At 73.9% G+C, this 25,314-nt stretch carries 24 protein-coding genes and 1 riboswitch; of the genes, 7 read left to right on the forward strand and 17 right to left on the reverse strand.

Going from position 1 to position 25,314, the window contains the following annotated elements:
• Window positions 1-79 precede the first annotated feature (79 nt).
• The 6 genes from ACFCZF_RS10480 to ACFCZF_RS10505 all read right to left on the reverse strand — a co-directional run bounded on the left by ACFCZF_RS10480 (window position 80) and on the right by ACFCZF_RS10505 (window position 6,769).
• A complete protein-coding gene (locus ACFCZF_RS10480) occupies window positions 80-928 on the reverse strand; it encodes an ECF transporter S component (RefSeq protein WP_376671328.1) in 849 nt (282 codons plus the stop codon).
• A complete protein-coding gene (locus ACFCZF_RS10485; protein ID WP_376671329.1) occupies window positions 925-2,616 on the reverse strand; it encodes an ABC transporter ATP-binding protein in 1,692 nt (563 codons plus the stop codon). The genes ACFCZF_RS10480 and ACFCZF_RS10485 overlap by 4 nt, the downstream gene beginning before the upstream one ends.
• Complete coding sequence (locus ACFCZF_RS10490) at window positions 2,613-3,758, reverse strand: energy-coupling factor transporter transmembrane component T (protein ID WP_376671330.1); 1,146 nt, start codon at window positions 3,756-3,758, stop codon at window positions 2,613-2,615. Before ACFCZF_RS10490 ends, ACFCZF_RS10485 begins: the two co-directional genes overlap by 4 nt.
• Before the next feature lie 139 nt (window positions 3,759-3,897).
• Window positions 3,898-4,578, reverse strand: coding sequence for an SCO2322 family protein (locus ACFCZF_RS10495; RefSeq protein WP_376671331.1), 681 nt, complete (start codon window positions 4,576-4,578; stop codon window positions 3,898-3,900).
• Complete coding sequence (locus ACFCZF_RS10500) at window positions 4,575-5,843, reverse strand: prenyltransferase/squalene oxidase repeat-containing protein (RefSeq protein WP_376671332.1); 1,269 nt, start codon at window positions 5,841-5,843, stop codon at window positions 4,575-4,577. The genes ACFCZF_RS10495 and ACFCZF_RS10500 overlap by 4 nt, the downstream gene beginning before the upstream one ends.
• A 129-nt stretch (window positions 5,844-5,972) precedes the next feature.
• Window positions 5,973-6,067, reverse strand: a riboswitch (cobalamin riboswitch).
• A 30-nt stretch (window positions 6,068-6,097) separates the two neighbouring features.
• Window positions 6,098-6,769 (reverse strand): TetR family transcriptional regulator, encoded by a 672-nt coding sequence (locus tag ACFCZF_RS10505; RefSeq protein WP_376671333.1) that lies wholly within the window; start codon window positions 6,767-6,769, stop codon window positions 6,098-6,100.
• A gap of 169 nt (window positions 6,770-6,938) precedes the next feature.
• Here ACFCZF_RS10505 and ACFCZF_RS10510 point away from each other — a divergent pair, with 169 nt between their 5' ends.
• Genes ACFCZF_RS10510 through ACFCZF_RS10520 form a run of 3 tightly spaced genes read left to right on the forward strand, consistent with a single transcriptional unit; the run spans window position 6,939 to window position 10,134 of the window.
• Window positions 6,939-8,339: a glycosyltransferase family 4 protein gene (locus ACFCZF_RS10510; protein WP_376671334.1), complete on the forward strand. Its 1,401-nt coding sequence runs from the start codon at window positions 6,939-6,941 to the stop codon at window positions 8,337-8,339.
• A complete protein-coding gene (locus ACFCZF_RS10515; protein WP_376671335.1) occupies window positions 8,333-9,067 on the forward strand; it encodes a class I SAM-dependent methyltransferase in 735 nt (244 codons plus the stop codon). Before ACFCZF_RS10510 ends, ACFCZF_RS10515 begins: the two co-directional genes overlap by 7 nt.
• Window positions 9,064-10,134 carry a prenyltransferase gene (locus ACFCZF_RS10520; RefSeq protein WP_376671336.1) on the forward strand — a complete coding sequence of 357 codons (1,071 nt, stop codon included), beginning with the start codon at window positions 9,064-9,066 and terminating at the stop codon, window positions 10,132-10,134. Before ACFCZF_RS10515 ends, ACFCZF_RS10520 begins: the two co-directional genes overlap by 4 nt.
• Window positions 10,135-10,138: 4 nt before the next feature.
• Here the strand turns inward: ACFCZF_RS10520 and ACFCZF_RS10525 are convergent, their stop codons facing one another.
• The 5 genes from ACFCZF_RS10525 to ACFCZF_RS10545 all read right to left on the reverse strand — a co-directional run bounded on the left by ACFCZF_RS10525 (window position 10,139) and on the right by ACFCZF_RS10545 (window position 15,220).
• On the reverse strand, window positions 10,139-10,429 hold the full coding sequence (locus ACFCZF_RS10525) for a hypothetical protein (RefSeq protein ID WP_310873627.1): 291 nt from the start codon (window positions 10,427-10,429) through the stop codon (window positions 10,139-10,141).
• A gap of 125 nt (window positions 10,430-10,554) precedes the next feature.
• Window positions 10,555-11,448 carry a hypothetical protein gene (locus tag ACFCZF_RS10530; RefSeq protein ID WP_376671337.1) on the reverse strand — a complete coding sequence of 298 codons (894 nt, stop codon included), beginning with the start codon at window positions 11,446-11,448 and terminating at the stop codon, window positions 10,555-10,557.
• A 158-nt stretch (window positions 11,449-11,606) separates the two neighbouring features.
• A complete protein-coding gene (locus tag ACFCZF_RS10535; protein WP_376671338.1) occupies window positions 11,607-12,617 on the reverse strand; it encodes an N-acetylmuramoyl-L-alanine amidase in 1,011 nt (336 codons plus the stop codon).
• Between the two features lie 22 nt (window positions 12,618-12,639).
• A complete protein-coding gene (locus tag ACFCZF_RS10540; RefSeq protein ID WP_376671339.1) occupies window positions 12,640-13,290 on the reverse strand; it encodes a class I SAM-dependent methyltransferase in 651 nt (216 codons plus the stop codon).
• A gap of 145 nt (window positions 13,291-13,435) precedes the next feature.
• Entirely contained in the window at window positions 13,436-15,220 is a 1,785-nt protein-coding gene (locus tag ACFCZF_RS10545; protein WP_376671340.1) for an MFS transporter, read from the reverse strand.
• A 244-nt stretch (window positions 15,221-15,464) separates the two neighbouring features.
• Here ACFCZF_RS10545 and ACFCZF_RS10550 point away from each other — a divergent pair, with 244 nt between their 5' ends.
• Window positions 15,465-16,907 carry an MFS transporter gene (locus tag ACFCZF_RS10550; protein ID WP_376671341.1) on the forward strand — a complete coding sequence of 481 codons (1,443 nt, stop codon included), beginning with the start codon at window positions 15,465-15,467 and terminating at the stop codon, window positions 16,905-16,907.
• Between the two features lie 61 nt (window positions 16,908-16,968).
• Here ACFCZF_RS10550 and ACFCZF_RS10555 read toward each other — a convergent pair whose 3' ends face one another.
• The 4 genes from ACFCZF_RS10555 to ACFCZF_RS10570 all read right to left on the reverse strand — a co-directional run bounded on the left by ACFCZF_RS10555 (window position 16,969) and on the right by ACFCZF_RS10570 (window position 20,746).
• Window positions 16,969-17,601: a response regulator gene (locus tag ACFCZF_RS10555; RefSeq protein ID WP_375924115.1), complete on the reverse strand. Its 633-nt coding sequence runs from the start codon at window positions 17,599-17,601 to the stop codon at window positions 16,969-16,971.
• 195 nt (window positions 17,602-17,796) lie between these two features.
• A complete protein-coding gene (locus ACFCZF_RS10560; protein ID WP_376671342.1) occupies window positions 17,797-19,023 on the reverse strand; it encodes a sensor histidine kinase in 1,227 nt (408 codons plus the stop codon).
• Between the two features lie 65 nt (window positions 19,024-19,088).
• Window positions 19,089-19,808 (reverse strand): ABC transporter permease, encoded by a 720-nt coding sequence (locus tag ACFCZF_RS10565; RefSeq protein ID WP_376671343.1) that lies wholly within the window; start codon window positions 19,806-19,808, stop codon window positions 19,089-19,091.
• Window positions 19,805-20,746, reverse strand: a complete 942-nt coding sequence (locus ACFCZF_RS10570) for an ABC transporter ATP-binding protein (protein WP_376671414.1) — start codon at window positions 20,744-20,746, stop codon at window positions 19,805-19,807. Before ACFCZF_RS10570 ends, ACFCZF_RS10565 begins: the two co-directional genes overlap by 4 nt.
• 200 nt (window positions 20,747-20,946) lie before the next feature.
• Here ACFCZF_RS10570 and ACFCZF_RS10575 point away from each other — a divergent pair, with 200 nt between their 5' ends.
• On the forward strand, window positions 20,947-21,879 hold the full coding sequence (locus ACFCZF_RS10575; RefSeq protein ID WP_376671344.1) for a MaoC/PaaZ C-terminal domain-containing protein: 933 nt from the start codon (window positions 20,947-20,949) through the stop codon (window positions 21,877-21,879).
• A 134-nt stretch (window positions 21,880-22,013) separates the two neighbouring features.
• On the opposite strand, the gene ACFCZF_RS10580 is transcribed toward ACFCZF_RS10575, so the two are convergent.
• Both ACFCZF_RS10580 and ACFCZF_RS10585 read right to left on the reverse strand, forming a co-directional pair.
• Entirely contained in the window at window positions 22,014-22,181 is a 168-nt protein-coding gene (locus ACFCZF_RS10580) for a hypothetical protein (protein WP_375924123.1), read from the reverse strand.
• A 97-nt stretch (window positions 22,182-22,278) separates the two neighbouring features.
• On the reverse strand, window positions 22,279-23,466 hold the full coding sequence (locus ACFCZF_RS10585; protein ID WP_376671345.1) for a hypothetical protein: 1,188 nt from the start codon (window positions 23,464-23,466) through the stop codon (window positions 22,279-22,281).
• Between the two features lie 198 nt (window positions 23,467-23,664).
• On the opposite strand from ACFCZF_RS10585, the gene ACFCZF_RS10590 reads away from it, so the two are divergent.
• On the forward strand, window positions 23,665-24,531 hold the full coding sequence (locus tag ACFCZF_RS10590; RefSeq protein WP_376671346.1) for a Nif3-like dinuclear metal center hexameric protein: 867 nt from the start codon (window positions 23,665-23,667) through the stop codon (window positions 24,529-24,531).
• The gene (locus ACFCZF_RS10595; RefSeq protein ID WP_375924139.1) at window positions 24,528-25,271 is read left to right on the forward strand and encodes a zinc ribbon domain-containing protein; all 744 of its coding nucleotides are present in this window, start codon (window positions 24,528-24,530) and stop codon (window positions 25,269-25,271) included. The genes ACFCZF_RS10590 and ACFCZF_RS10595 overlap by 4 nt, the downstream gene beginning before the upstream one ends.
• Window positions 25,272-25,314: the final 43 nt, after the last annotated feature.

Genomic DNA, 25,314 nt, shown 5'->3' on the forward strand with positions numbered 1-25,314 from the left:
GCACGAAGGCGACGGACTCTGGGATCAGGGGACGCCGCCTTCGGTCGGTGGAGAGCGAACGGAGCGTAGGTGGTCCGGGTCACGCGGAGCGGCCGGTCTCGTCGGTCTTCTCGAACGTGACCGGGGTCTCGAACGCCGCCCGGCGGGTGGCGCGGCGCAGTGCCTTCAGGACCGGGGTGCCGAGCGCGAGGGTCAGTACGACCGTCACGGCGGCGCGGCCGCCGTCCCAGCCGAGGGACGTGGCCAGGCAGTAGGCGAGGAAGCGGGCCAGGTTGTCGGGGATCGACGCGTCCGGGTCGAAGGCGATGTTCGAGGCGAGCGTGTTCATGAAGGTCCAGCCCGCCAGGTTCATCACCGTGCCGTAGGCGAACGCGGCCAGGAAGCCGTACACGGCGAGCACGAGCAGTTCCGGGCGCCCGCGCAGGCGGTCGGGGAAGGGCAGCAGACCCGCCCCCATCGTGAACCAGCCCATCGCCAGCATCTGGAACGGCATCCACGGGCCCACCCCGCCCGTGAGCAGCGCGGACGCGAACATTGTGACCGAGCCCAGGACGAAGCCGAAGCCGGGGCCCAGGACTCGGCCGCTGAGGACCATGAGGAAGAACATCGGCTCCAGGCCGGCCGTGCCCGCACCGATCGGACGCAGCGCCGCGCCCACCGCCGCCAGGACACCGAGCATCGCCACCGCCTTGGGGCCGAGGCCCGACTCCGAGATCGTCGCCGCCACCACGGCCACCAGCAGCACCAGCAGGCCGGCGAACAGCCACGGCGCGTCCTGGGCGTGCGCGTTCAGCGAGGCGTCCGGCGGGGCCAGGAAGGGCCAGCCGAAGCCGGCCACGCCCACCGCGCTGACCAGCACGAGTGCGGCGACGGAGCGGGGGCCGAGGCGGACGGCGCGGGCCTGGCGATCACGTCGGGGACCGGTCATGCCAGCGCCTCCCGGACCTGTGCGACCGTCAGCCACTTCCGCGGGGCCAGCACCTTGGCGACCTGCGGCGCGAAGGAAGGCGAGGCCACCACCACGTCCGCCGCCGGACCGTCGGCGATCACCTCGCCCTCGGCGAGCAGCACGACCCGGTGGGCCAGCTCGGCGGCCAGCTCTACGTCGTGCGTCGCCAGCACGATCGCGTGCCCCTCGGCGGCCAGCCCGCGCAGGATGCCCGCCAGCCGGGCCTTCGCCGCGTAGTCCAGGCCGCGGGTCGGCTCGTCCAGGAGGAGCAGGGGCGGGCGGGCGGTGAGTACGACGGACAGGGCGAGGGTGAGGCGCTGGCCCTCGGAGAGGTCGCGGGGGTGGGTGTCGTCGGTGACGCCGGGGAGCAACTCGGTGAGCAGGGCGCGGCAGGTGCCCTCGGCCGCCTCCGCGTCCCGGTCGGCGGCCGCGCACTCGGCGGCGACCGTGTCGGCGTACAGCAGGTCGCGCGGCTCCTGCGGGACCAGGCCGACCCGGCGTACGAGGTCGCGGGGCGCCGTGCGGTGCGGTACGGCGTCGCCCGCGCGGACCGAACCGGCGGACGGTTCGACGAGGCCGACGAGCGCGGAGAGCAGGGTGGACTTTCCGGCGCCGTTGCGGCCCATCAGGGCGACGGTCTCGCCGGGGGAGACGGTCAGATCGACGTCGCGCAGCGCCTGGATCCGGTCGCGGCGGACGGCGAGGGAGCGGACCTCGGCGGCGTACGGGGTGGGACCCGAAGGGACTTGCGGGGACTTCCCACGGCGGCGCCAGCGGGACGCGGGGGCGGGCCGGAGCGCGGGCAGGGGCGGGAGCGTGGCGGTCGTCGGCGTGTGGTCCGGAATCTCCCGGTCGGCCAGCCGGTCCCGCAGCGGGGCGGCGCGGCGGCGGGCGTCGCGGATCGTCAGCGGCAGCGGGGACCAGCCCGCCAGCCTGCCCAGGCCCACCACCGGCGGGTACACCGGGGACACGGCCATCACGTCCGCCGGAGGCCCGAGGAGCGGCGCCGCGCCCGGGGACGGGAGCAGGACGACCTGGTCGGCGTACTGGATGACGCGCTCCAGGCGGTGCTCGGCCATCAGGACCGTCGTACCGAGGTCGTGGACCAGGCGCTGGAGGACGGCCAGCACCTCCTCCGCGGCGGCGGGGTCGAGCGCGGAGGTGGGTTCGTCCAGGACCAGTACCCGCGGGTGCGGGGTGAGGACCGAGCCGATCGCGACCCGCTGCTGCTGGCCGCCGGAGAGCGTGGCGATGGGGCGGCCGCGCAGGTCGGACAGGCCCAGCAGGTCGAGGGTCTCCTCGACGCGGCGGCGCATCACGTCCGGGGCCAGGCCGAGGGACTCCATGCCGTAGGCGAGCTCGTCCTCGACGGTGTCCGTCACGAAGTGGGAGAGCGGGTCCTGGCCGACCGTGCCGACGACGTCGGCGAGTTCGCGCGGCTTGTGGGTGCGGGTGTCGCGCCCGGCCACCGTGACCCGGCCGCTCAACGTGCCGCCGGTGAAGTGCGGCACGAGGCCGCTGACCGCGCCGAGGACCGTGGACTTGCCGACACCGGACGGGCCGGCGAGGAGGACGAGTTCACCCTCCGGGACCTCGAAGTCGACGCCCCGGACGGTGGGTTCGGCCACTCCGTCGTACGTCACGGAGACATCCTCGAAGCGGATCACGACGGCTCCTTGACGGGTACGGGGTGGGGGGCTGGGGTGATGAACGCCGGGAGCAGGCCCACGAGTACGGCCGCCGCCGGCCACAGGGGCAGCGTGGGGGCGACCAGCGGGACCACGCCCGGGTTCAGCGCCGCCGGGTCGCGCGCGGCGGCCAGGAACAGCAGCGCCGCGACCGCCACGCCCGAGGCGGTGACCAGCCAGGCGCGGGCGTCCCACCGGTCCGGACGGTAGCGGGTGCGGACCGTCCGGCGACCGCCGAGCCACAGCCCCGCGAGCGCGGCGGCGACACCGGCCACGAGGACCGGGATGCCGTACGTGCCGCCCGCCGCGGTCAGCAGCCCGTACGTCCCCGCGCAGACGCCGAGCAGGCCGCCCAGGGTGAGCGCGGCGGTGGTACGGCGGACGGGGGCGGGGACCTGGGCGGTACGGCCGTAGCCGCGGGCGTCCATCGCGGCGGCGAGGGCGACGGAACGCTCCAGGGCGCCTTCCAGCACCGGGAGCCCGACCTGGAGCAGACCCCGTACGCCCTTGTCGGGGCGGCCGCGCAGACGGCGGGCGGCGCGCAGGCGCTGGACGTCGGCGATGAGGCTCGGGGCGAAGGTGAGGGCGACGACGACGGCCACGCCCATCTCGTACAGGGCGCCGGGGAGGGACTTGAGGAGACGGGAGGGGTTGGCGAGGGCGTTCGCGGCGCCGACGCAGATGAGAAGGGTGGCCAGCTTCATCGCGTCGTACAGGGCGAAGGTGAGGCCCTCGGCGGTGACCCGGCCGCCGAGGCGGATGCCCTGCGCCCAGTCGGGGAGGGGGACTTCGGGGAGGATGACGAGGGTGTGCGTGCCGGGGATGGGGGAGCCGAGGATCGTGGTGAAGAGGAGGCGGATGACGAGGACGGCGAGGGCGAGCTTGACGAAGGCGCCGTAGGAGCGGGACCAGGGGGCGTGGGGGCGGCGGGTGATTACCACGTAGGCGGAGACGGCTATGAGGAGGGCGAGGAGGAGGGGGTTGGCGGTGCGGGTGGCGGCGGTGCCGAGGGCTAGTGCCCAGAGCCACCAGGCGCCGGGGTGCAGGGGTGGGCGGTACCGGTGGCGGGGGGCGGGGGTGGGTGCGCTTGCCGGCGCTGACAGGGTGCCGCCTGCGCCCACCCTCCCCCACTCTCGGCTTCGCTCGAGCGGGGGGACCCCCATCGCCCCAGCGGCACGACTGCCCGCAGACGGCGCGGCACGACTGCCCGCAGGCTGGGGCGGCGCGGGGCGGATGCCCGCAGGCTGGGGGCCCGCAGGCTCAGTCGGTGGCATTCCTGCGCCGCCTTGCCTGCCAGGTTGCCGCTCCGGCCAGGGTTGCCACGATGGCGATGCCCGCGTAGAGGCCGACCGAGGGGCCGTCGTCGTCCGACGCGTCCTTCTGGGCGGCCGGGGCCGCGGTGGGCGTCGTCGGGTCCTCCTCCGTCTTCGAGACCTGCTCCCCGCAACCCGACTTCGGGTAACCCGCGATCCCGCACAGCAGGGCGTTGGTGTTGTAGCGCAGCGGGTCCGCCACGGCGGCCAGGGCGTCGGCCGTCGTCGCGTCGGGGGAGACCCGTGCGCAGGCCGTGCGCGGGGCCGGCGGGGTCTCGCCGGACGGGGCGTCGGACGCCGTACCGAAGTCGAGGACCAGGGCGACGCGTTTGCTGCCGTCCTTGGCGGGCGTCTTCGCGCAGATCGACGCGAAGTCCGCGGCGCCGCGCGGCTGGGCCGCGTCGCCCGAGTTCTCGCTCACCGCGAAGCGGAAGCCCTGGACGTCGCCGTCGGAGGGGCGGACGAGGGACGGGCCCTGGGTGGCGTAGACCCAGCGGTCGCCGTCGCGGTCCCAGTAGGACCAGTAACGGTAACCGGCGGCCTGCGCCTGGCCCGCGCTCCCGATCAGCAGGAACGCGGCCAGAAGGACTGGGACGACGCGGACGCCGCGGACGACGCCGCGGGTCACGGCTGCTGCTTCTTGTTGCGGCCGCTCAGCAGGAAGCCGATGCCGATACCGAAGACCAGGCAGACCCCGACGAACCACCAGACGCCGAAGCCGGAGTCGTCCTTGTCGTCGTTCTCCTGCGCGGCGTCCTCGGCGCTCACGGTCGCGCTGTCCCGCACCTCGCCGCCCCGCGGGCTCGGCCCCGTCGCGTTCAGCTGTGCCACGAGGTCGGTGCCGCCGAAGGCACGCGGGTCGGTGCCCGTGGCGTGGGCGGCGAAGATCAGCTGGGCGTAGGCGGCGGGGCCGCTCTGCTCGGCCCACTTCGCGGCGTTCTTCTTCAGCCACGCCAGCGGCTTGGCCGCCTGCTCCGCGCCGCCCTGCGCGGCGAGTGCGACGACGGCGTCGGCGGTGTTGCCGTAGTCGGGCTGGTCGGCGGAGCCGCCGAGGGCCGACTTGAGGTGGCCGTCCTTGGCGACGGCACCGGCGAGATACGCGGCGCCGTTGGCGGCGGCCTGCTCGCGGGTCGGCTTCTTCGCGTCGGCGCAGGTGGCGTCGTCCGTCGCCTTGCCTGCCTCGGTGACCAGGCCCGTGCCGAGCGCGCCGAGGACGCCGGCGGCCGTCGCGTCCGCGTTGGCGAGCAGCTTGCCGTCCTTGTCGGGCTGGAAGGCGAACGCGCCGGAGCCCTTGTCCTCGGCGCAGGGCAGGGCGAACGTCAGCAGGGCGTCGTACGGGGTCTTGCCGCCCTTCTCGACCTGCTCGGGCTTGCTGTCCGTGGCGGTCAGGGCGCCGATGACGATGGAGGTGGAGTTGGCGTCGCTGGGGCCGCCGGGGGTGTAGCCCCAGCCGCCGTCCTTGTTCTGTACGGACTTCAGCCAGGTGAGGGCGGACTCGACGACGTCACCGTGCCCGCCGACGGCCCACAGTGCCTGGATCGCGGCGGCCGTGTTGTTGGTGTCGACCATGGTCTTGGCGTCGCAGGCCTTGGCGGGGTCGGCACGGTACGGGGCGAAGGCGCCGCTCGCGCACTGCTGGCCGGTGAGCCAGTCCACGGCCTTCGACGACGGGGTCACGCCCACCGTCTTCTGCGCGAGCAGGGCGAGGGACTGGCGCCAGACACCGTCGTACTGCGGATCGGCGGTGCCGTACAGCCCGGAGGACTCGGGCGCGGACGGGGCGGACGCGGACGGGGAGGACGACGGATCGGCGGCGACCGCGGGCGCGGCGGCGGCGCCGATCACGGCTATGGCGGCGAGGGCCGCGGCGCTGCTGCGACGGCGGACGTTCATGAGCGGCGGGTGCCTTTCCCTGTGCGGGGCCGGGCAGCACGGGGCACCCCCGGCGGCTCGGCCCCGTATGCCTCGACGGTGCCCGTGCGCCGGCGGGTGCCGGGCACGTGAGCCGGTCACGTCCGCGCGGGGCAGTCCGGCTCACCGTCCGGTGCAGGTCCTCAAGGGGCCATGGTGGACGGCTCACGGTTGCGGGTCAGCGCCGGAATTGCACCGGCTTCCCCCCGTACGGGTGTGATGACGACGTCGCCACTTTACCCGGAGGCTACGGAGCCCGGCCGGGGCGCCTGCCCGTGGGCCCCGGCCTCCGTCACGTCGATCAGCCGGCACACCGTCTCGACGTCCACCCGCACCTGGGCGAGGGAGGCGCGGCCGGCGAGCCAGGTGATCAGGGTCGAGAGCCAGGTGTGCTCGATGACGCGGATGGCGGAGAGCTGCTCGGGGGTGGGATTCTCCAGGCCGCCCATCGCGTCCAGGATGATCGCCGTGGTCTGGCGGGAGACCTGGTCGACCTCCGGGGAGACGGCGCGGTCGGCGAAGGTCAGTGCGCGGGCCATCGCCTCGGCCAGCCGGGGTTCGCGCTGCAGCGCGCCGAAGGCCCGCATCAGGGTCTGCGCCACCCGGTCGGCGGCCGTATCGCCGGTCGGCGGGCTCTTGCGCAGGGTGCCGTGCAGCCGCTCCAGCTGGTCGTGCATGGTCGCCACCAGCAGATGGACCTTGGACGGGAAGTAGCGGTACAACGTGCCGAGGGCGACCTGCGACGACTCCGCCACCTCGCGCATCTGCACCGCCTCGAAGCCGCCCCGGCAGGCCAGCCGGGCGGTCGCGTGCAGGATGCGGCGGCGGCGCTCCCGCTGCCGCGCGGTGAGGGGCGGGGCGGCGGCGCGGGACGGCGGGCCGGACGCGTTCGCTGCCGGGTTGTCCACCTTGGTCACCTTCTCCCCGTTGCCGTGGCGTGAATCACCTGATCCACTCGTCACGGCGCCCCTACCTGCCGGTAGATTCGGAGCCTCCGAACGATCAAGTCTGAAACTTGTTCTAGATTAACGTCCCGGCGTAGTGTCGCGGGACAGCGCAGTGAGAAGGGGGCCCTGAGTGACCGCTGAGGCCAGTCAGACGGGTCCCCGTCCGGAGCCCGCCGCCGACGGCTTGCGACCGCTCCGTATCGCACTCCTCACCTACAAGGGAAACCCGTTCTGCGGCGGCCAGGGCGTCTACGTCCGCCATCTCTCCCGCGAACTGGCCCGCCTCGGCCACCGCGTCGAGGTCATCGGCGCCCAGCCCTACCCCGTCCTCGACGAGGGCCTCGACGAGGGCCACGACGAGCGGCTGTCCCTCACCGAGCTGCCCAGCCTCGACCTCTACCGCCAGCCCGATCCCTTCCGCACCCCGAAGCGCGGCGAGTACCGCGACTGGATCGACGCGCTCGAGGTCGGCACGATGTGGACCGGCGGTTTCCCGGAACCCCTGACGTTCTCGCTGCGCGCCCGCCGCCATCTGCGCGCCCGCCGCGGCGACTTCGACGTCGTGCACGACAACCAGACCCTCGGGTACGGACTGCTCGGTGACGTCGGCGCGCCCCTCGTCACCACCGTCCACCACCCCATCACCGTGGACCGGCAGCTCGAACTCGACGCCGCCGACGGCCGCAAGCGGCGGTACTCCGTGCGCCGCTGGTACGCCTTCACCCGCATGCAGAAGCGCGTCGCGCGCCGCCTGCCCTCCGTGCTCACCGTCTCCGGCACCTCCCGCCAGGAGATCATCGACCATCTCGGCGTACGGGACGACCGCATCCACGTCGTCCACATCGGCGCCGACACCGACCTGTTCTCGCCCGACCCGTCGGTGCCACGGGTGCCGGGCCGGATCGTGACGACGTCCAGCGCGGACGTGCCGCTCAAGGGCCTGGTCTTCCTCGTCGAGGCGCTGGCGAAGGCCCGCACCGAGCACCCCCGGGCCCACCTCGTCGTTGTCGGGAAGCGGCCCGCCGAAGGCCCTGTCGCCCAGGCGATCGAGCGGTACGGCCTCGAAGGCGCCGTCGAGTTCGTCAAGGGCATCTCGGACGCCGAACTGGTCGACCTGGTGCGTTCGGCCGAGGTCGCCTGCGTGCCGTCCCTGTACGAGGGCTTCTCGCTGCCGGCCGCCGAGGCCATGGCGACGGGCACCGCGCTGCTCGCCACCACCGGCGGGGCCGTCCCGGAGGTCGCCGGGCGCGACGGCGAGACCTGCCTCGCGGTGCCGCCGGGCGACGCGGGAGCGCTGGCCGCCGGACTGAACCGGCTGCTCGGCGACCGTGAACTGAGGGCCCGGCTCGGCGCGGCCGGACGCGAGCGCGTGCTGCGGCACTTCACCTGGGCCCGCGCCGCCGAGGGCACGGCCGCCCGCTACCGCGAGGCCATCGGACCCTCCGCGACCACCCCGAGGACCGTCCCCGCGACCCCGACGACCCCGACCAGTGACACCGGCGTCTACCCCGAAAGCAGGGCCACGTGCTGACCGTCGACTTCTCCCGGTTCCCGCTCGCCCCTGGCGACCGCGTGCTGGACCTCGGCTGCGGGGCCGGCCGGCACGCGTTCGAGTGCTACCGGCGCGGCGCCCAGGTCGTCGCGCTGGACCAGAACGCCGAGGAGATCCGCGAGGTCGCCAAGTGGTTCGCGGCGATGCAGGAGGCCGGTGAGGCCCCGGCCGGCGCCACCGCCACCGCCATGGAGGGCGACGCGCTGGCCCTGCCCTTCCCGGACGAGTCCTTCGACGTCGTCATCATCTCCGAGGTGATGGAGCACATCCCCGACGACAAGGGCGTCCTCGCCGAGATGGTCCGCGTCCTCAAGCCCGGCGGACGCATCGCGATCACCGTGCCGCGCTACGGCCCCGAGAAGGTCTGCTGGACACTGTCCGACGCCTACCACGAGGTCGAGGGCGGCCACATCCGCATCTACAAGGCGGACCAGCTCCTCACCCGCATCCGCGAGGCCGGCCTCAAGCCGTACGGCACCCACCACGCGCACGCGCTGCACTCGCCGTACTGGTGGCTGAAGTGCGCGTTCGGCGTCGACAACGACAAGGCGCTGCCGGTGCGGGCGTACCACAAGCTGCTGGTCTGGGACATCATGAGGAAGCCGCTGGCGACGAGGGTCGCCGAGCAGGCGCTGAACCCGCTGATCGGCAAGAGCTTCGTGGCGTACGCGACCAAGCCCCACCTCCCGCGGGTGGACGCCGCGTGACCACGTCCCGCACCGAACACCTGGTCCTGCCCGGCGTCCTCACCGACACCGAGGCGGCCGCCACCGTCCGCGGCATCCTCGCCGTGCAGCGGGAGGACGGCGCGATCCCGTGGTTCCGCGGGCACCACCTCGACCCGTGGGACCACGTCGAGGCGGCGATGGCCCTGGACGCGGCCGGCGAGCACGAGGCCGCCGAGCGGGCGTACGAGTGGCTGGCCCGGCACCAGAACCAGGACGGCTCCTGGTACGCCGCCTACGCCGACGGCGACTTCGCCGACGTCACCGACCGCGGCCGGGAGACCAACTTCGTCGCCTACGTCGCCGTGGGCGTCTGGCACCACCACCTCGCCACCGGCGACGACACGTTCCTCGACCGGATGTGGCCCGTCGTCCACGCGGCGGTCGAGTTCGTACTGCGCCTCCAGCAGCCGGGCGGGCAGATCGGCTGGCGGCGCGACGACGACGGCACGGACACCACGGACGCGCTGCTCACCGGCAGTTCCTCCGTCCACCACGCGCTGCGCTGCGCGCTCGCCATCGCCGAACAGCGCGAAGAACCGCAGCCCGACTGGGAGTTGGCGGCGGGCGCGCTGCGGCACGCCATCCGCCGCCACCCGGAGCGGTTCCTGGACAAGGGCCGCTACTCGATGGACTGGTACTACCCGGTCCTGGGCGGCGCGCTGACCGGCACCGAGGCCAGGTCCCGCATCGCGGAGAGCTGGGACCGTTTCGTGGTCCCGGGCCTCGGCGTGCGCTGCGTCGTCCCCAACCCGTGGGTGACGGGCGGCGAGTCCGCCGAACTCGCCCTCGCCCTGTGGGCGGTGGGCGAGTCCGACCACGCCCTGGAGATCCTCCAGTCGATCCAGCACCTGCGCGACCCGGACAGCGGCCTGTACTGGACGGGCTACGTCTTCGAGGACGAGGCGATCTGGCCGCGCGAACTGACCACCTGGACGGCCGGCTCCCTGCTCCTCGCCGTCGCCGCGCTCGGCGGCCACGAGGCCACCTGCCAGGTCTTCTCCGGCGACCGCCTGCCGCGCGGCCTCGACCCGGACTGCTGCGTCTGAACGGTCAGCGGCGGCCGAGGCGGTTGGCCACGGCGTGGCCCACGAAGAGGTAGACGACGGCCGCCAGCCCGTAGCCGGCCACCACGCGGGCCCAGGCCTCGTCGAAGGTGAACAGGTCACGTGACCAGCCGGCGAGCACGTTGGCCACTTCATGGACGAACTGCACCAGGTCGTTGGCCCGGTTGGCGTCCAGCAGATACATCAGGATCCACAGCCCGAGGATGACGGCCATGATGTCCGCGATCACCGCGATGGCCGTCCCGGCGCTGGATCCGCTGCGACTTCTAGGGGACATGACTTCCGTCTGGCCCCGGATGTGTGTTTGAAACCTGCGACCGGCCCGGCGTACGCCGACGGCCCCTCGCCCGGAAGTCCCGGTGGGCGAGGGGCCGTTGACGTCGAACGGTCGGGCGGGCGCGGTCAGCCGCGCTGGATGCCCGAGGTGTCCTGCAGCACGCCACGGCGGCCGTCCTGCGTCTGGGCGACCAGGTTGGCGCCGCGCTGCTCGACGGCCAGGTACCAGGTGCCCGGCGCCAGCTCGGCGATCGGCGTGGGGGAGCCGTCCTCCGCGAACAGCGGACGCGGCACCGGCACGGCGAACCAGAACGGCGAGAAGTCCCCGGCCGGCTGAGCCTGCGCCTGCTGCGGCTGCGGGGCCTGCGGCTGGGGCTGCGGCTGCCCCTGCTGCGGCTGACCGCCGAAGGACGGACCCGGCTGACCCGGCTGACCGGGCTGACCGGGCTGACCGGGGCCGGGCTGCCCCGGCTGGCCGCCGTACGGCTGCTGCTGGGCGCCCGGGTAGCCGTAACCACCCTGGGGCTGGCCGCCGTAGGGCTGCGGAGCGGCCGGACGGGAGGCCGGGATCAGGGTGCCCTTGAGGGCGGGGACCAGCGGGGTGGCGATGGCCGCGGCGGCCATGATCAGCGTGGCGACGAGCGCGAGGATCAGGCCCAGGCCCGCACCGAGGTCATTGGTGAAGCCCCCGTCGCCGTCGAACGCGCCGGCGGGATCGAAGATGTTGCCGAGCGCGCTCCAGGCTGCGAAGACCGTGAACGCGACGCCGAACTGGCCGAGGTCGAGGCCCGCCACCTTCTTGGGCTGCGGCAGAGCGCGGGCCATGATGACGAGCGCGGCGCCGATGATGCCCGCCAGGACCACACCGAGCACGACCGGCCCACTGCCCCACAGGCTGGGGATTTCGGCGTCGTCCGGTGCGCCGTCGAACGAGTAGATGTCGAGGAACGACGCGATCAACAGCAACACCGCTGCTCCGATCACCACGCCGTCGCCTCGAGTGAGGGAGCGGATATTCACTTCAGGTCCTTCGTAGGTCGTCTCGTCGTCAGTAGAGGCGTCGCTGTCACCATGTCGCCGTCAGGTTCCGGAGTGAAGCGCGGGGGTGGCCCCTCATCGTACGGACGACACTATCGTCCGTACGTCGGGGCTGTCCGCAGGGATCAGCGCGCTGATCACTACCCGCGCAGGAAACTCACGATTCCCTCAGACATCCCTTGCGCCGCTTTCTGCCGCCAGGCGCCACTGGTCAGCAGCGCCGCGTCCTTGCTATCGCGCATGTTGCCGCACTCGATGAACACCTTGGGAACCGTTGACAGATTGAGACCGCCCAGGTCCGTGCGCGTGACGAGACCGGTGCCGCCACCGACGTAGTTGGAGGGCGCGCTGCCCGTGGCGCGGACGAAGTTGCCCGCGATGCGCTGCCCCAGCTCGGCGGACGGGGCGACGATGGCGCGGGTGTCGGCGGCGCCGTCGTGCACCGAGCCCGGCAGGATGACGTGGAAGCCGCGGTTGCCGGCCCCGGACCCGTCGGCGTGGATCGAGATCGCGGCGTCGGCCTCCGCCTCGTTGCCGATCCGGGCCCGCTCGTCCACGCAGGGCCCGTACGGACGGTCGTCGTCCTGCGTCAGCTTCACCGTGGCGCCCTGCTCCTCCAGGAGCGTGCGCAGCCGGTGGGCCACGTCGAGGGTGAACTTCGCCTCGGGCCAGCCTGCGTTGGTGGCCGTGCCCGTCGTGTCGCACTCCTTCCAGTGCGTGCCGACGTTCACCTTGCGGTTGATTTCGGAGGCGTGCTGGAAGTTGCTCGGGTTGTGGCCCGGGTCGATGACGACGACCTTGCCCTTGAGGGGGCCGGACGCCGCGGCGGGCGCGGACTTCGACGGGGACGCGGAAGGCTTCCCCGCCGTGGCGGAAGGGGAGGCGCCGGTGGGCCGCTTGGCGTCGTCGGTGGGAGACGCGGGGCCACCGGAGGACGGTGAGGACGGTGCCTGCGACGTCCGCACGCCGCCCGCGCGGTCCGCACCGCTCCCGCCGCCGCTGCCGCCGTCGTCCGAGCCGCCGACCGCCGCGTACACCCCCCACCCGAGCAGCGCCCCGGGCACGAGCGCGGCGATCGCCACGGTCAGCGGGCGGCGCAGCGGGGAACGGCGGGGCTGGGGAGGATCGAAGTCCGGGCCTGTGTACGACACGCAGCGACTCTAGACCGCGCCCTCAGATCCCCGCGCCCGTTCGCCGCAGGACGCGCAGCGAGTCGGTCACGGAGACCTCGGTGAACGCGCCGGACGCGAGTGCCCTGAGGTAGACGCGGTACGGGGCCTGGCCGGTGAACTCGTCGGCCGGGTCCGGGAAGACGTCGTGGATGACCAGGAGGCCGCCGTCGGCCACGTGCGGCGCCCAGCCCTCGTAGTCGGCGTTCGCGTGCTCGTCGGTGTGGCCACCGTCGACGAAGACGAGGCCGAGGGGCGCGTTCCAGATCGCCGCGACCTGGGGCGAGCGGCCGACGAGGGCCACCACGTGCTCCTCCAGGCCGGCCCGGTGAAGGGTGCGGCGGAAGGCGGGGAGGGTGTCCATCACGCCGAGTTCGGGGTCGACCGTCTCCGGGTCGTGGTACTCCCAGCCCGGCTGCTGCTCCTCGCTGCCCCGATGGTGGTCCACGGTGAGCGCGGCGACCCCGGCCCGGCGGGCCGCGTCGGCGAGCAGGACCGTGGAGCGCCCGCAGTAGGTGCCGACCTCCAGCAGCGGCAGCCCGAGCCCGCCCGCCTCCACGGCCGCCGCGTACAGGGCGAGGCCCTCGTGCGCGGGCATGAACCCCTTCGCTGCCTCGAAGGCGGCGAGGATGTCGGGGGCGGGTGCCGCGGACATGCGGGGGTCCTTTCGGTGGTGCGGGTGTGCCAGTGGTGCAGGGGGTGCCGGTGGCGCGGTGGCGCGGGTATGCCGGCGCACCATGCTGCCGCACCCCCCGCCGCGCGGTGCGACAGGGGGTGCGGGAGAGCTGGGACGGTACGGGTCAGGCGGAGACCGTCTCGCCCGGCAGGGCCAGGTCCAGGTCGACCGGGCGGTCGCCGCCGGTGTGGGTGGCCGAGTGGGCGAGCGGGCCGTGGCCGATGGCACGTGCGGCCAGTACGTACGGGCCCTCGGCGGGGACGGCGAGGGCGTAGCTGCCGTCCCCGGCGGACAGGGTCGCGCCCGCCTGGCGGCCGTGCCGGTCGATCAGGGTGACCTTGGCACGGGCGACGGGTGCCCCGTCGGCGGCCAGCACCCGGCCGCGGAAACCGCGCGGCGCCTCACCGGCCACGCCCTCCCCGGCCATGCTCTCCCCGGCCAGTGCCTGCTCGGCGCGGGCCAGGTTCGCGTCCTCCTCGCTGCTCGCGCGCAGCTGCGTGGTCGTCGCCGGGCGGCGGCGGGGGAGGAAGAAGGCCAGCGCCAGGCCGACGGCGACCGCGGCGGTCGCGATCAGGAAGGAGACGCGGAAGCCGTGCATGGTGGGGACGGCGACGCCGCCGACGTCGTTCGCGGAGTTGGCGAGCACCATGCCGATGACGGCGCTCGACACCGACGTACCGATGGACCGCATCAGGGTGTTGAGGCCGTTGGCCGCGCCCGTCTCCGAGGCCGGGACCGCGCCGATGATCAGCGCCGGCAGGGAGGAGTAGGCGAGGCCGATGCCCGCGCCGATCAGCACCGAGGTGACGACGGTCTGCCAGGCGGCGCTCATCAGGCCGAGGCCGCCGGCGTAGCCGACCCCGATGATCAGCAGACCGAGGATCAGCGTCGTCCGCGGGCCGTAGCGGGCGGACAGACGGGCGTACACCGGCGCGGTGAACATCATCGTCAGGCCCAGCGGGGCCACGCACAGGCCCGCGACGACCATCGACTGCCCGAGGCCGTAGCCGGTCTCGGAGGGCAGCTGGAGGAGCTGCGGCAGGACGAGTGAGATGACGTAGAAGGAGACGCCGACCATGATCGAGGCGAGGTTGGTGAGGAGTACCTCGCGGCGGGCCGTGGTGCGCAGGTCGACCAGCGGGGCCGCGAGGCGCAGCTCCATCAGGCCCCACAGGAGCAGCACCACGACGGCGGCGGCGAACAGGCCGAGCGTGGTCGGCGAAGACCAGCCCCAGTCGCTGCCCTTGGTGATCGGCAGGAGGAAGAGGACCAGGCCGGCCGCCAGCCCGAGCGCGCCCGGCAGGTCGAAGGAGCCCTTGGCGCGCAGCGGGGACTCCGGTACGACGGCGAGGGTCAGGGCGATGGCGAGGACGCCGAGGCCCGCGGCGCCGTAGAACAGGGCGTGCCAGTCGGTGTGCTGCGCGACCAGGGCCGCGGCGGGCAGCGCCAGGCCGCCGCCGACGCCGATCGAGGAACTCATCAGCGCCATCGCCGAGCCGAGCCGCTCGCGGGGCAGCATGTCGCGCATCAGGCCGATGCCGAGGGGTATCGCGCCCATCGCGAAGCCCTGGAGGGTACGGCCGACGATCATCGGGACCAGGGCGTCGGTGAACGCGCTGAGCAGCGCGCCCACCACCATCACCGACAGGCTGGTGATCAGCATGCGGCGCTTGCCGAAGAGGTCGCCGAGCCGTCCCATGATCGGCGTGGCGACGGCTCCGGACAGGAGCGTCGAGGTCAGTACCCAGGTGGCGTTGCCGGGCGTGGTGTCCAGGAGTCGGGGCAGGTCCTTGATGACCGGGACGAGCAGGGTCTGCATCACCGCGACGACGATGCCCGCGAAGGCGAGCACCGGGACGGTGGCCCCGCTCGCTTTCCGGGCGGGCTCGTCGGTCGTCGTGTGGGACATGGGGTGAGGCCTCCAGGCCGGGGAGCCGGCGGGTGCGATGCGGATGTGCGATGCGGGATGTGTGCAGGCTGAACCTCGTGCGCCGGGGCAACTATTCCGTTGTTTCGAGCCGCTAACGAATTCTTGACCTTTCCTTGGGAGACGGCCGGGCCCAGGGACCGGAATCCCGGGACCGGAGACCTAGGACCGTCCGGGGACCAAATACCGATGCCAGGGGCACGCCCGGGTTGAGACCATGACACCCATGCTCGAAACCACCGGCACCGCCACAGCCCGAATATCCCCGCGCCACACGCCGCCCACCTGGCTGGTCGTGGCGCTCGCGTGCGCCGGACAGTTCCTGGTCGTACTCGACGTGTCCGTCGTCAACGTCGCCCTGCCGTCGATGCGGGCCGACCTCGGACTGAGCGCGCAGGGACTCCAGTGGGTGGTCAACGCCTACGCCATCGCCTTCGCGGGCTTCATGCTGCTCGGCGGGCGGGCCGGCGACCTGTACGGGCGCAAGCGGATGTTCCTGGTCGGGCTCGGACTGTTCACGCTGGCCTCGCTGGGCGGCGGACTCGCCCAGGAGGGCTGGCAGCTGCTGGCCGCGCGGGCCGTGCAGGGACTGGGGGCGGCGGTACTCGCACCCTCGACGCTGACGATCCTGACCGCGGCGGTGCCGGAGGGCGCGGCGCGGGCCCGGGCGATCGCGACCTGGACCGCCGTGGGAGCGGGCGGCGGCGCCGCGGGCGGCCTGGTGGGCGGCGTCCTGGTGGACGGGCTGTCGTGGCGCTGGGTACTGCTGATCAACGTGCCGGTGGGCGCGGTGGTACTGGCCGGCGCCGTGCTGTGGCTGACCGAGAGCCGCGCCGGTGAACGACGGCGCCTCGACCTGCCCGGCGCGCTCCTGGTCACCGCCGGTCTGGCCACCCTGGCCTACGGCATCTCGCAGACCGAGTCCGAGGGGTGGGCCGCGCCGGCGACGCTCGTGCCGCTGTTCGCCGGGCTCGCGCTGCTCGCGCTGTTCCTCCTCGTCGAGGCGCGGACGGCGGCGCCGCTGATGCCGCTCGGGCTGCTGCGGCTGCGGTCGGTGGCGTCGGCGAACGTGGCGATGCTGGTGTCCGGCTCGTCGATGTTCGCCATGTGGTTCTTCATGACCCTGTACGCGCAGAACGTGCTGGGCTACTCCCCGCTGGAGGCCGGTCTCGCCCTCGTACCCAGCTCGCTGGCGGTCGTTCTCGGTTCGAAGGCGGCGCCGCGTTTCATGCCGAGGATCGGGGCGCGGAACGTGGCCGTGCTGGGCACGCTCGTGGCGGCGGTCGGCTTCGGCTGGCAGTCGACGATGACGGCGGACGGCGGGTACGTGACCGCGATCATGATTCCCGGGGTGCTGATGATGCTGGGCGCGGGGCTGGCGGCGACTCCGCTGGCGTCGCTGGCCATCTCGGGGGCGGCGGCCGGGGACGCCGGACTGGTCTCCGGGCTGATCAACACCTCCCGGACGATGGGCGGTTCGCTGGGACTCGCCGTGATGTCGACGATCGCGGCGGCCCGGGCCGGGGGAGAGGGCGCAGGACCGGAGGAGCTGACGGACGGGTACGCGCTGGTGTTCCGTACGGCGGCGGCGGTGCTGGTCGCCGGAGCGGTGCTGATGCGGGTGTGGCTGCCGGCGGGGGAGCGGACGGAGCGCGGGCTACGGGGGTAGCCGCGCCCCGCCCCGAACCACCCCGATCAACCCCGCACGCACGCACCGGCCGGCGGCCGCCTCAGAGCCACCCCTGCCGCCGGGCCTCGCGGAGCGCCTCCGCGCGGTTGCGGGTGGCGGTCTTGCCGATGGCCGCGGAGAGGTAGTTGCGGACCGTGGACTCGGAGAGGTGCAGGGCCGCGGCGATGTCGGCGACGGTCGCGCCGTCCGCGGACGCCCTGAGGACGTCGCACTCACGGGCGGTGAGCGGGCTGGGGCCAGCACTGAGCGCGGCGGCGGCGAGCGCGGGGTCGACGACCGTCTCGCCGTCCAGCACCCGGCGGATCGTGCCGGCCAGCTCCTCCACGGGGCCGTCCTTCACCAGGAAACCGGCGGCGCCCGCCTCCATGGCCCGCCGGAGGTACCCGGGGCGGCCGAACGTGGTCAGGATCAGCACCCGGCACCCGGGCGCCCGCTCACGCAGCTCGGCGGCGGCGTCCAGGCCGCTCCGGCCCGGCAGCTCGATGTCCAGGAGGGCGACGTCCGGACGGTGCGTGAGCGCGGCGCCGACGATCTCGTCCCCGGCGGACACCTGCGCCACCACCTCGATGTCGTCCTCCATCCCGAGCAGCAGCGCGAGCGCCCCGCGCATCATGCCCTGGTCCTCGGCGAGGAGGACACGGATGGGACGGGTGCGTGGGGTCTCGTCGGTCACGGGGCCAGGTTAGGGGGCGGGCTCGGGCACGCCCGCTACGTCGGCCGCACGCCCGCTACGTCGGCCGCACGCCCGCTACGTCGGCCGCACGCCCGCTACGTCGGCCGCACGCCCGCTACGTCGGCCGCACACCCGCCACGCCGGCCGCACACCCGCCACGCCCGGCAGCACACCTGTCATGCCGCCGCACACCCGCTATGCCGGTGCCCCCACCACCCCCACCGGCGCGGCCCCCTGCGCCGCCACCGGCAGTTCCGCCGTCACCGCGAAGCCGCCCCGGGCCTCCACACCCGCGCTCAGTGAGCCCCCGGCCGAGGCCAGGCGTTCCGTCAGGCCGGTCAGGCCCGTGCCCGGCCCCTGGGCGGGGCCGTCGCCGCCCGTGCCGTTGTCCGTGACCGTCAGCCGGACCCGTTCCGTGCCGCCCGACACCGCGATCTCGCAGCGGCTCGCCCCGCTGTGCCGTACGACGTTGGTGACCGCCTCCCGCACCACCCACCCCAGCAGCGCCTCGGTCTGCGGCGGCAGCGGCGGGCCGGAGCGGCGGACCACCGGCTCCACGTCCGCCGCGGTCAGCGCCGAACGGGCCCGGTCCAGCTCGGTGCCGAGGCTGCCCTCGCGGTAGCCCGTGACCGCCTCGCGGACCTCGGTCAGCGCCTGGCGGCCGACCGACTCGATGTCGGTGATCTGGGTCAGCGCCGCGTCCAGGTCGCGGGGCGCCAGCCGCCGGGCCGCCTCCGACTTGACCACGATCACCGACAGGGTGTGCCCGAGCAGATCGTGCAGGTCGCGGGAGAAGCGCAGCCGCTCCTCCGCCACCGCGCGGGTGGCCAGTTCCTCACGGGCGGCGCGCAGTTGCCGTACGGCGTCGGACAGGCCGAGGATCGCGGCCGTCACCATCGTCGACAGGAAGGTCCCGTAGGCGATGTTGAGGCCGTTCCAGCCGTCCTTGAAGCCGGCCACGGCACCCGCCAGCGCCGCCAGCGACCAGCCCCACCGGCCCAGCCACCGGCCGCGCAGCGCCGCACCCGCGGCCAGCCCGAGCAGCGGGAAGAACAGCAGCCAGTTGCCCCCGTACGCCAGCGACAGTCCGCAGGTCACCAGGGCCATGACGGCGAGGGCCACCCGCGTGGACGGCGACCGGCGGCGCTCCTCGTCGAAGGAGCGCATGGCCACGTAGATGTAGAGCGAGTTGAAGACGAGCAGGCCGAGCCCGCCGATCCAGGGGTTGGAGGTCCGGCCCTGGAAGATGTTCGCGAGGCTGCCCAGGCCCATCAGCAGCCAGGGCAGGAGCGTGAAGCCGGTGGGCGGCGGTCCGATCCGCTCCGGTCGCTCGCCGGCTTCGGACGGTGCGGACTGCCGAGCCAGTTGCCACGCGTCCAGGCGGCACGAGATCCCGCGCAGCCGCCCTCGTGTCCGGGTCATGGCCATCGGCCCCTTTCCGTTTCCGCTTCCGTTTCCGCTTCGTGTCCGCTTTCCGTCCGTCTCGCTCAGGTGTTTCCCGCGCCGCGTCGGTAGGACAGGACGGCATACGCCCCGAACGCCAGCAGCCACGCCGTCAGTACGAGAATCGCACCCGGGGGCGGCGCGTGCCCCGTGGCGACCGACGTGCCCAGCTCGGCGAAACGATGGGTCGGGGTGTACGCCGACACCGCGCGCAGCCACTCCGGGAACAGCGCGAGCGGGAACCACAGGCCGCCGAGGACGGCCAGGCCCAGGTTGGCCACCATGTTGGCCACGCCCGTGGTCTGCCCGGTCAGCCGGTAGCCGTTGCCCAGACCGAGCAGCGTGAAGGGGACCGACCCCAGCCAGAGCAGCAGCGCCAGCGCCGCCCACTGCCAGGCGTCCAGCCGTACGCCGTTGAGCAGGCCGCCCGCGGCGAGTACGGCCGCGATGGCGGGCAGCACGGTGACCGACGCGGTCAGGGCGCGGCCCACCACCACCTGGTGCGGGGGCATCGGAGTCACCCTCAGCTGCCGCAGCCAGCCGATCGCCCGGTCCTCGGCGACCCCGCCGCCGGTGTTGAGGGCCGAGCCGACCGCGCCGTAGGCGGCCATGCCGACCATCGCGCCGGTCTTCCAGCCGCCCGAGTCGCCGTCCCCGAGGTTGGTGAAGAGCAGGTACATGAGGACGGGCATGGCGACACCGCCCACGACGAAGCCGGGGTCGCGCAGCGTACGGCGCGTCTCCAGCCGCAGATAGTCCCTCATCGCACGGTCTCCCTCTCCGCGGTCGTCGCCGCCGCCGTCGTCAGGGCCAGGAACGCGTCGTCCAGGGACGCCGGGACCACCTCCAGGCCGCGTATCGCGCCGAGTTCCGCGAGGGCGACGACAGTGGCGTCGGAGTCCTCGGTGCGCAGCAGCGCGCGGTCTCCCCGTACCTCCAGCGCGCGCACGCCGGGCAGCGGCGTCAGGTCCCCGGTGGACCGGCCGGCCAGGTCGAAGGAGACGCGGGCGCCGCCCGCCGCCCGGCGCAGTTCGTCGCCCGTGCCGTCCGCGACGATCCGCCCCCGGTCCACGACCAGGATCCGGTCGGCGTGCGCGTCGGCCTCCTCCAGATAGTGCGTCGAGAAGAGGACCGTGCTGCCGCGCCGGGCGTACGCCCGCATCGACTCCCAGAAGGCGCGCCGGGCCTCCACGTCCAGGGCCGCCGTGGGTTCGTCCAGGACGAGCAGGTCGGGGTTGCCGGCCAGCGCGACGGCGAACCGTACGCGCTGGGTCTGCCCGCCGGACAGCCGGTCCACGCGCCGCCCGGCCAGCCCGGCGAGGCCGGCCAGCTCCAGGGCCCGCTCGACGGGCATCGGCGCCGGATAACGCCCGGCCACGAAGGCGACCAGCTCGCCCACGGTGACCCGGGGGACCGCCCGCGCCTCCGGGAGCATGGCCCCCACCCGGCCGGCGCGTACGGCCCCCTCGGGCGGCCCGCCGAACAGCTCCACGGTGCCCTCGTCGGGCGGGCACAGCCCGAGCAGCAGCGCGATCGCCGTCGACTTGCCCGCGCCGTTGCGTCCCAGCAGCGCGACCGTCTCGCCGCGCGCGATCTCCAGGTCCACACCGTCGACGGCGCGGACGTCGCCGTACGCCTTGACCGCTCCGGCGAGGGAGACGGCGGGAGCGGTGCGGGGTGTGGTCGTGAGCGGTGTGGTCATGAGCGGTGCTGTCGTGGTCGGTGCGGTCGTGGTCGTGGTCGGGGTGTTCGGTGGCATACGGGCGACGCTACGGAGAGGGCGGGGGCGGGCGGCAGATGCGGTTGTCCGGAGTTCGGCGGGACAAATGTCATGGGCGTGCGGCGTCCCGTACGGTCATGGCTGTCCATGGTTTCGCAGGGTTTCGGGTACCGGGGAGAGTCATGCCCATCGACGCAGCCGAGGCGCTCGCCGCCGCACCCCGCGTCCGCGAGATCGCCTGGGACCACAAGGACGTCCAGCTCTACCACCTCGGCATCGGCGCCGGTCTCCCCGCCACCGACCCCCGCGAGCTGCGCTACACCTTCGAGTCCCAGCTGCACGTCCTGCCGAGCTTCGCGACGGTCGCGGGCGGCGGCCCCCCGGGCGTCATCGGCGGCCTGTCCATGCCCGGCGTCGACGTCGACCTCGCCCACGTCCTGCACGGCGGACAGCATCTGCGCCTGCACCGGACCGTGCCGGTGCGGGGACGGGCCAGCGCCGCCTCCCGCGTCGTCGCCGCGTACGACAAGGGCACGGCGGCCGTCCTCGTGCTGCGCACCGAGGTCACCGACGCGGACGGGCCGCTGTGGACCGACGAGGCCGAGATCTTCGTACGCGGGGAGGGCGGGTGGGGCGGTGCGCGGGGACCGTCCGGGCGCCCGGCGCCGCCGCCCACCGAGCCACCCGACCACGTCGTCGACCGCCCCGTACGCGAGGACCAGGCCCTGCTCTACCGGCTCTCCGGCGACTGGAACCCCCTGCACGCCGACCCGGAGTTCGCGGCGCGCGCCGGCTTCGACCGGCCCGTTCTGCACGGGCTGTGCACCTACGGCGGCACGCTCAAGTCGGTCGTCGACACGCTGCTGGACGGTGACGTGACCCGGGTGCGCGAGTACCGCGCGCGGTTCGCCGGGGTCGTGTACCCGGGGGAGACGCTGCGGGTGCGCATGTGGCGGCCTGCGGTGGCGGACGGCGGCGGCTCGGCTGACGGCGGCGGCTCGGCTGACGGCGGCGGCCCGGTGGCGGGCGGCGGAGGCTCCGTGCGGGTGGCCGTGAGTGCGGTCGAGAGGGACGACGCCCCGGTCCTCGCCGACACCGTCGTCCGGTACGGATGACGTCGTCCGGTACGGATGACGACGCCGGCCCCGTCCGTCGCGGTGACGAACGGGGCCGGAGCCGCTTGCCTGCTGCTTACTTCGTGTTACTTGTTGTTACTTCGCGTGCCTCTGCCTTGCCTCTCGACGTGCCGTCAGGCCGCCGATTCGGACTCCTCGGCCGGCTTGCGGTGGCGGCCCCGTGGAGTCGCCGCGTCGTCCTGACTGGAGACCGGTCCTCGGTGCCGGCCGTGGCCGGTGTCGGTCTCGCGAACGTCGGCACCGTCGGCCTGCATCGGCTGGGTCGTGCTGGCGTCGTTCATCGGAAGGAATTCACCCCGTCAACATGATCTTTCCTACAGCCGGGCGAGTGTAACCGGCACACCTCGGCCCGAATCCAGGCGGCCACGCCAACCGGCACTACTTCGTTACAAGCCGTGCCAGCGGGGCCTGTTGCAGGGGTACGGGGCGCTGCGGAGCGGGCGTCGGAGTGTCCGTTTCACCGGGTTCGCCAGGCTCGCCCGGAGCCGATTCCTCCGCATCCCGCGCGTCATCCCGCGCGCCCTCCGCCCGCTCGCCGCCCGCGTCCCGTGCGCTCAACCGCGCCACGCCGCACGGCAACCGAGGGGAGGAGCACGGCAGACGCAGCTCCCCGTCCGCGGTCCACAGCCCGGCGCCCGTCAACCACCCCTCGGGGGCCGGAAGATGACGCACCCGCCGCTCGGCGGGCCGCCACACCCCGAGCCAGCTGCCGAACGCGCCGTCCACGCGAAGCGCCACCGCGCAGCGCTCCGGCGTCAGCGCCTGGCCGGGCTGGATCGCGAACGGCGTCACGACGCAGTCCGGCAGTCGCAGACACTCGGGGAAGCGCACCGGCAGCGTGCTGCCCAGCACCCCCCAGCCGAGCCGGTCCTGTCCCGGCGAGGGCGCGTCCGAGCGGATCAGCACCAGCCCGCTGTCCGGGTCGGCCAGCAGTATCCGGTCGTCGCTGTCCGCGGCGATCTGCAGCAGCGGCGACACCTCGCCGTCCCGCTCCAGGTCCACCACGACCGCCTTGGTGCGGCCGCCGGTCTCCCGGTCCACGGCCAGTATCCGGCCCGTGCGGTCCAGCCAGGCCCCGCCCGAACAGCGGCCGGGGATCTCGGCGACCCGCTCGGGCCCGCAGGCACCGCCCGCGACCTGCCACAGCGCCGTCGCACGCGGGCCGACGGCGAGGGCGTACGCCCGCTCGCCGCCCGGAACCGGCGGCAGCAGCCGCAGCACGGTGGTGTCCTCGGGGCACTCGACCGCGCCGAGCGACAGCTCGCCGGTGCCGGGCCCGGTCGGGTACAGCAGCGCGAAGACGTGCCGCCCGGCCGCGACGCGGTGGACCAGGACCCGCCCGTCGCCCATCGGCTGCACCTCGGTGCCGGGCTCCTCCGGCTGGTTGCCGGGCAGCGGTACCGCGTACGGCTCGGGGCCGTCCAGGGTCCAGCGCTCCGGGTACCAGGAGTCCCCGCTCAGGGCGAGTCGCGCGGCGTAGGCGCCCTCCGCGGTGATGGTGCAGCCCGCCCGCGGGGGGCCGCCGTTCCCGGGGCCCGCCGAAGGCTCGATCGCACAGGCTGTCATCGTTCGGTCACCTCCGGCGACGAAGCTAGTTTCGTACGCACGGGCGGGGGACCGGCCGCCTCACCCATCACACGTACGTGTGGGACAGGAACGATTCGCCTGAGGGGAGTGCGTGGTGTGTGCTGTGCCGGAGCGGGGCGGCGACCGGGGGCCCGCTGCGGGTACAACGGCACAGATCAGCCAGGTAGCCTTGCCTATGTGCCCCGTCTGTCAGAAGTCATCGCCGCGCTGGAGAACCTGTGGCCCGCCGAGCGGGCCGAGTCCTGGGACGCGGTCGGCACCGTCGTGGGCGAGCCCGACCAGGAGGTTTCCCGGGTCCTGTTCGCCGTCGACCCGGTCCAGGAGATCGTCGACGAGGCGGTGAAGCTGGGCGCCGACCTGCTCGTCACCCACCACCCGCTGTACCTGCGCGGGACGACGACGGTCGCGGCCTCCACCTTCAAGGGCCGCGTGGTGCACACGCTCATCAAGAACGACATCGCGCTGCACGTCGCCCACACCAACGCCGACACCGCCGACCCGGGCGTCTCCGACGCGCTGGCCGGCGCCCTCGACCTCCGCGTCGTACGCCCCCTGGTGCCGGACCCGAACGACCCCGAGGGCCGCCGCGGCCTCGGCCGGATCTGCGCCCTGGACCACCCGCTGACCGTCCGCGAGCTCGCCGCCCGCGCCGCCCAGCGGCTGCCCGCCACCGCGCAGGGCATCCGCGTCGCCGGCGACCCGGAGGCGACCGTCCGCACGGTGGCCGTCAGCGGCGGCTCCGGCGACAGCCTCTTCGACCACGTACGGGCGGCCGGCGTCGACGCGTTCCTCACCGCGGACCTCCGCCACCACCCCGCCTCCGAGTTCACCGCGGATCGCGCCCACAGTCCCCTCGCGCTGCTCGACGCGGCGCACTGGGCCAGCGAGTGGCCCTGGTGCGAGCTGGGTGCTGCCCAGCTCGACGAGATCTCCGACCGGCACGGCTGGGACCTCAGGGTCCACGTCTCCAAGACGGTCACCGACCCCTGGACCGCCCACGCGGCGTCCGCCCCGACCTCCGACACAATGGGAGCCCCCAACTGAAAGCCGCGCCCGCCGACCAGATCCGACTCCTCGACGTCCAGGGCCTCGACGTGCGGCTCCAGCAGCTCGCGCACAAGCGCAGGTCCCTGCCCGAGCACGCCGAGATCGAGTCGCTGACCAAGGACCTCACCCAGCTGCGCGACCTGCTCGTGGCCGCGCAGACCGAGGACAGCGACTGCGCCCGCGAGCAGACCAAGGCCGAGCAGGACGTGGACCAGGTGCGTCAGCGCGCCACCCGCGACCAGCAGCGCCTGGACTCGGGCGCCGTCACCTCCCCGAAGGACCTGGAGAACCTCCAGCGCGAGATCGCCTCCCTCGCCAAACGGCAGGGCGACCTCGAGGACGTCGTCCTGGAGGTGATGGAGCGCCGCGAGTCCGCGCAGGAGCGGGTCGCCGAGCTGACCGAGCGGGTCGGCGCGGTGCAGGGCAAGCTCGACGACGCCGCCGCGCGCCGGGACGCGGCCGTCGAGGAGCTGGACGGCGACGCGGCCTCGGTCACCAAGGAGCGCGAGGTCATCGCGGGCTCGGTCCCCGACGACCTGCTGAAGCTCTACGGCAAGCTGCGTGAGCAGCAGGGCGGCGTCGGCGCGGCCAAGCTGTACCAGCGCAGCTGCCAGGGATGCCGCCAGGAGCTGGCGATCACCGAGCTGAGCGAGATCCGCTCGGCGGCGCCCGACACGGTCGTCCGCTGCGAGAACTGCCGCCGCATCCTGGTGCGCACGGCCGACTCCGGGCTGTAGGGGCGGTCCGGTGGCAGCTTCGGTGGCGGCTTCGGCGGCCGGT

The sequence above is a fragment of the Streptomyces sp. NPDC056296 genome (genome assembly GCF_042268605.1).
Taxonomy (GTDB): Bacteria; Actinomycetota; Actinomycetes; order Streptomycetales; family Streptomycetaceae; genus Streptomyces.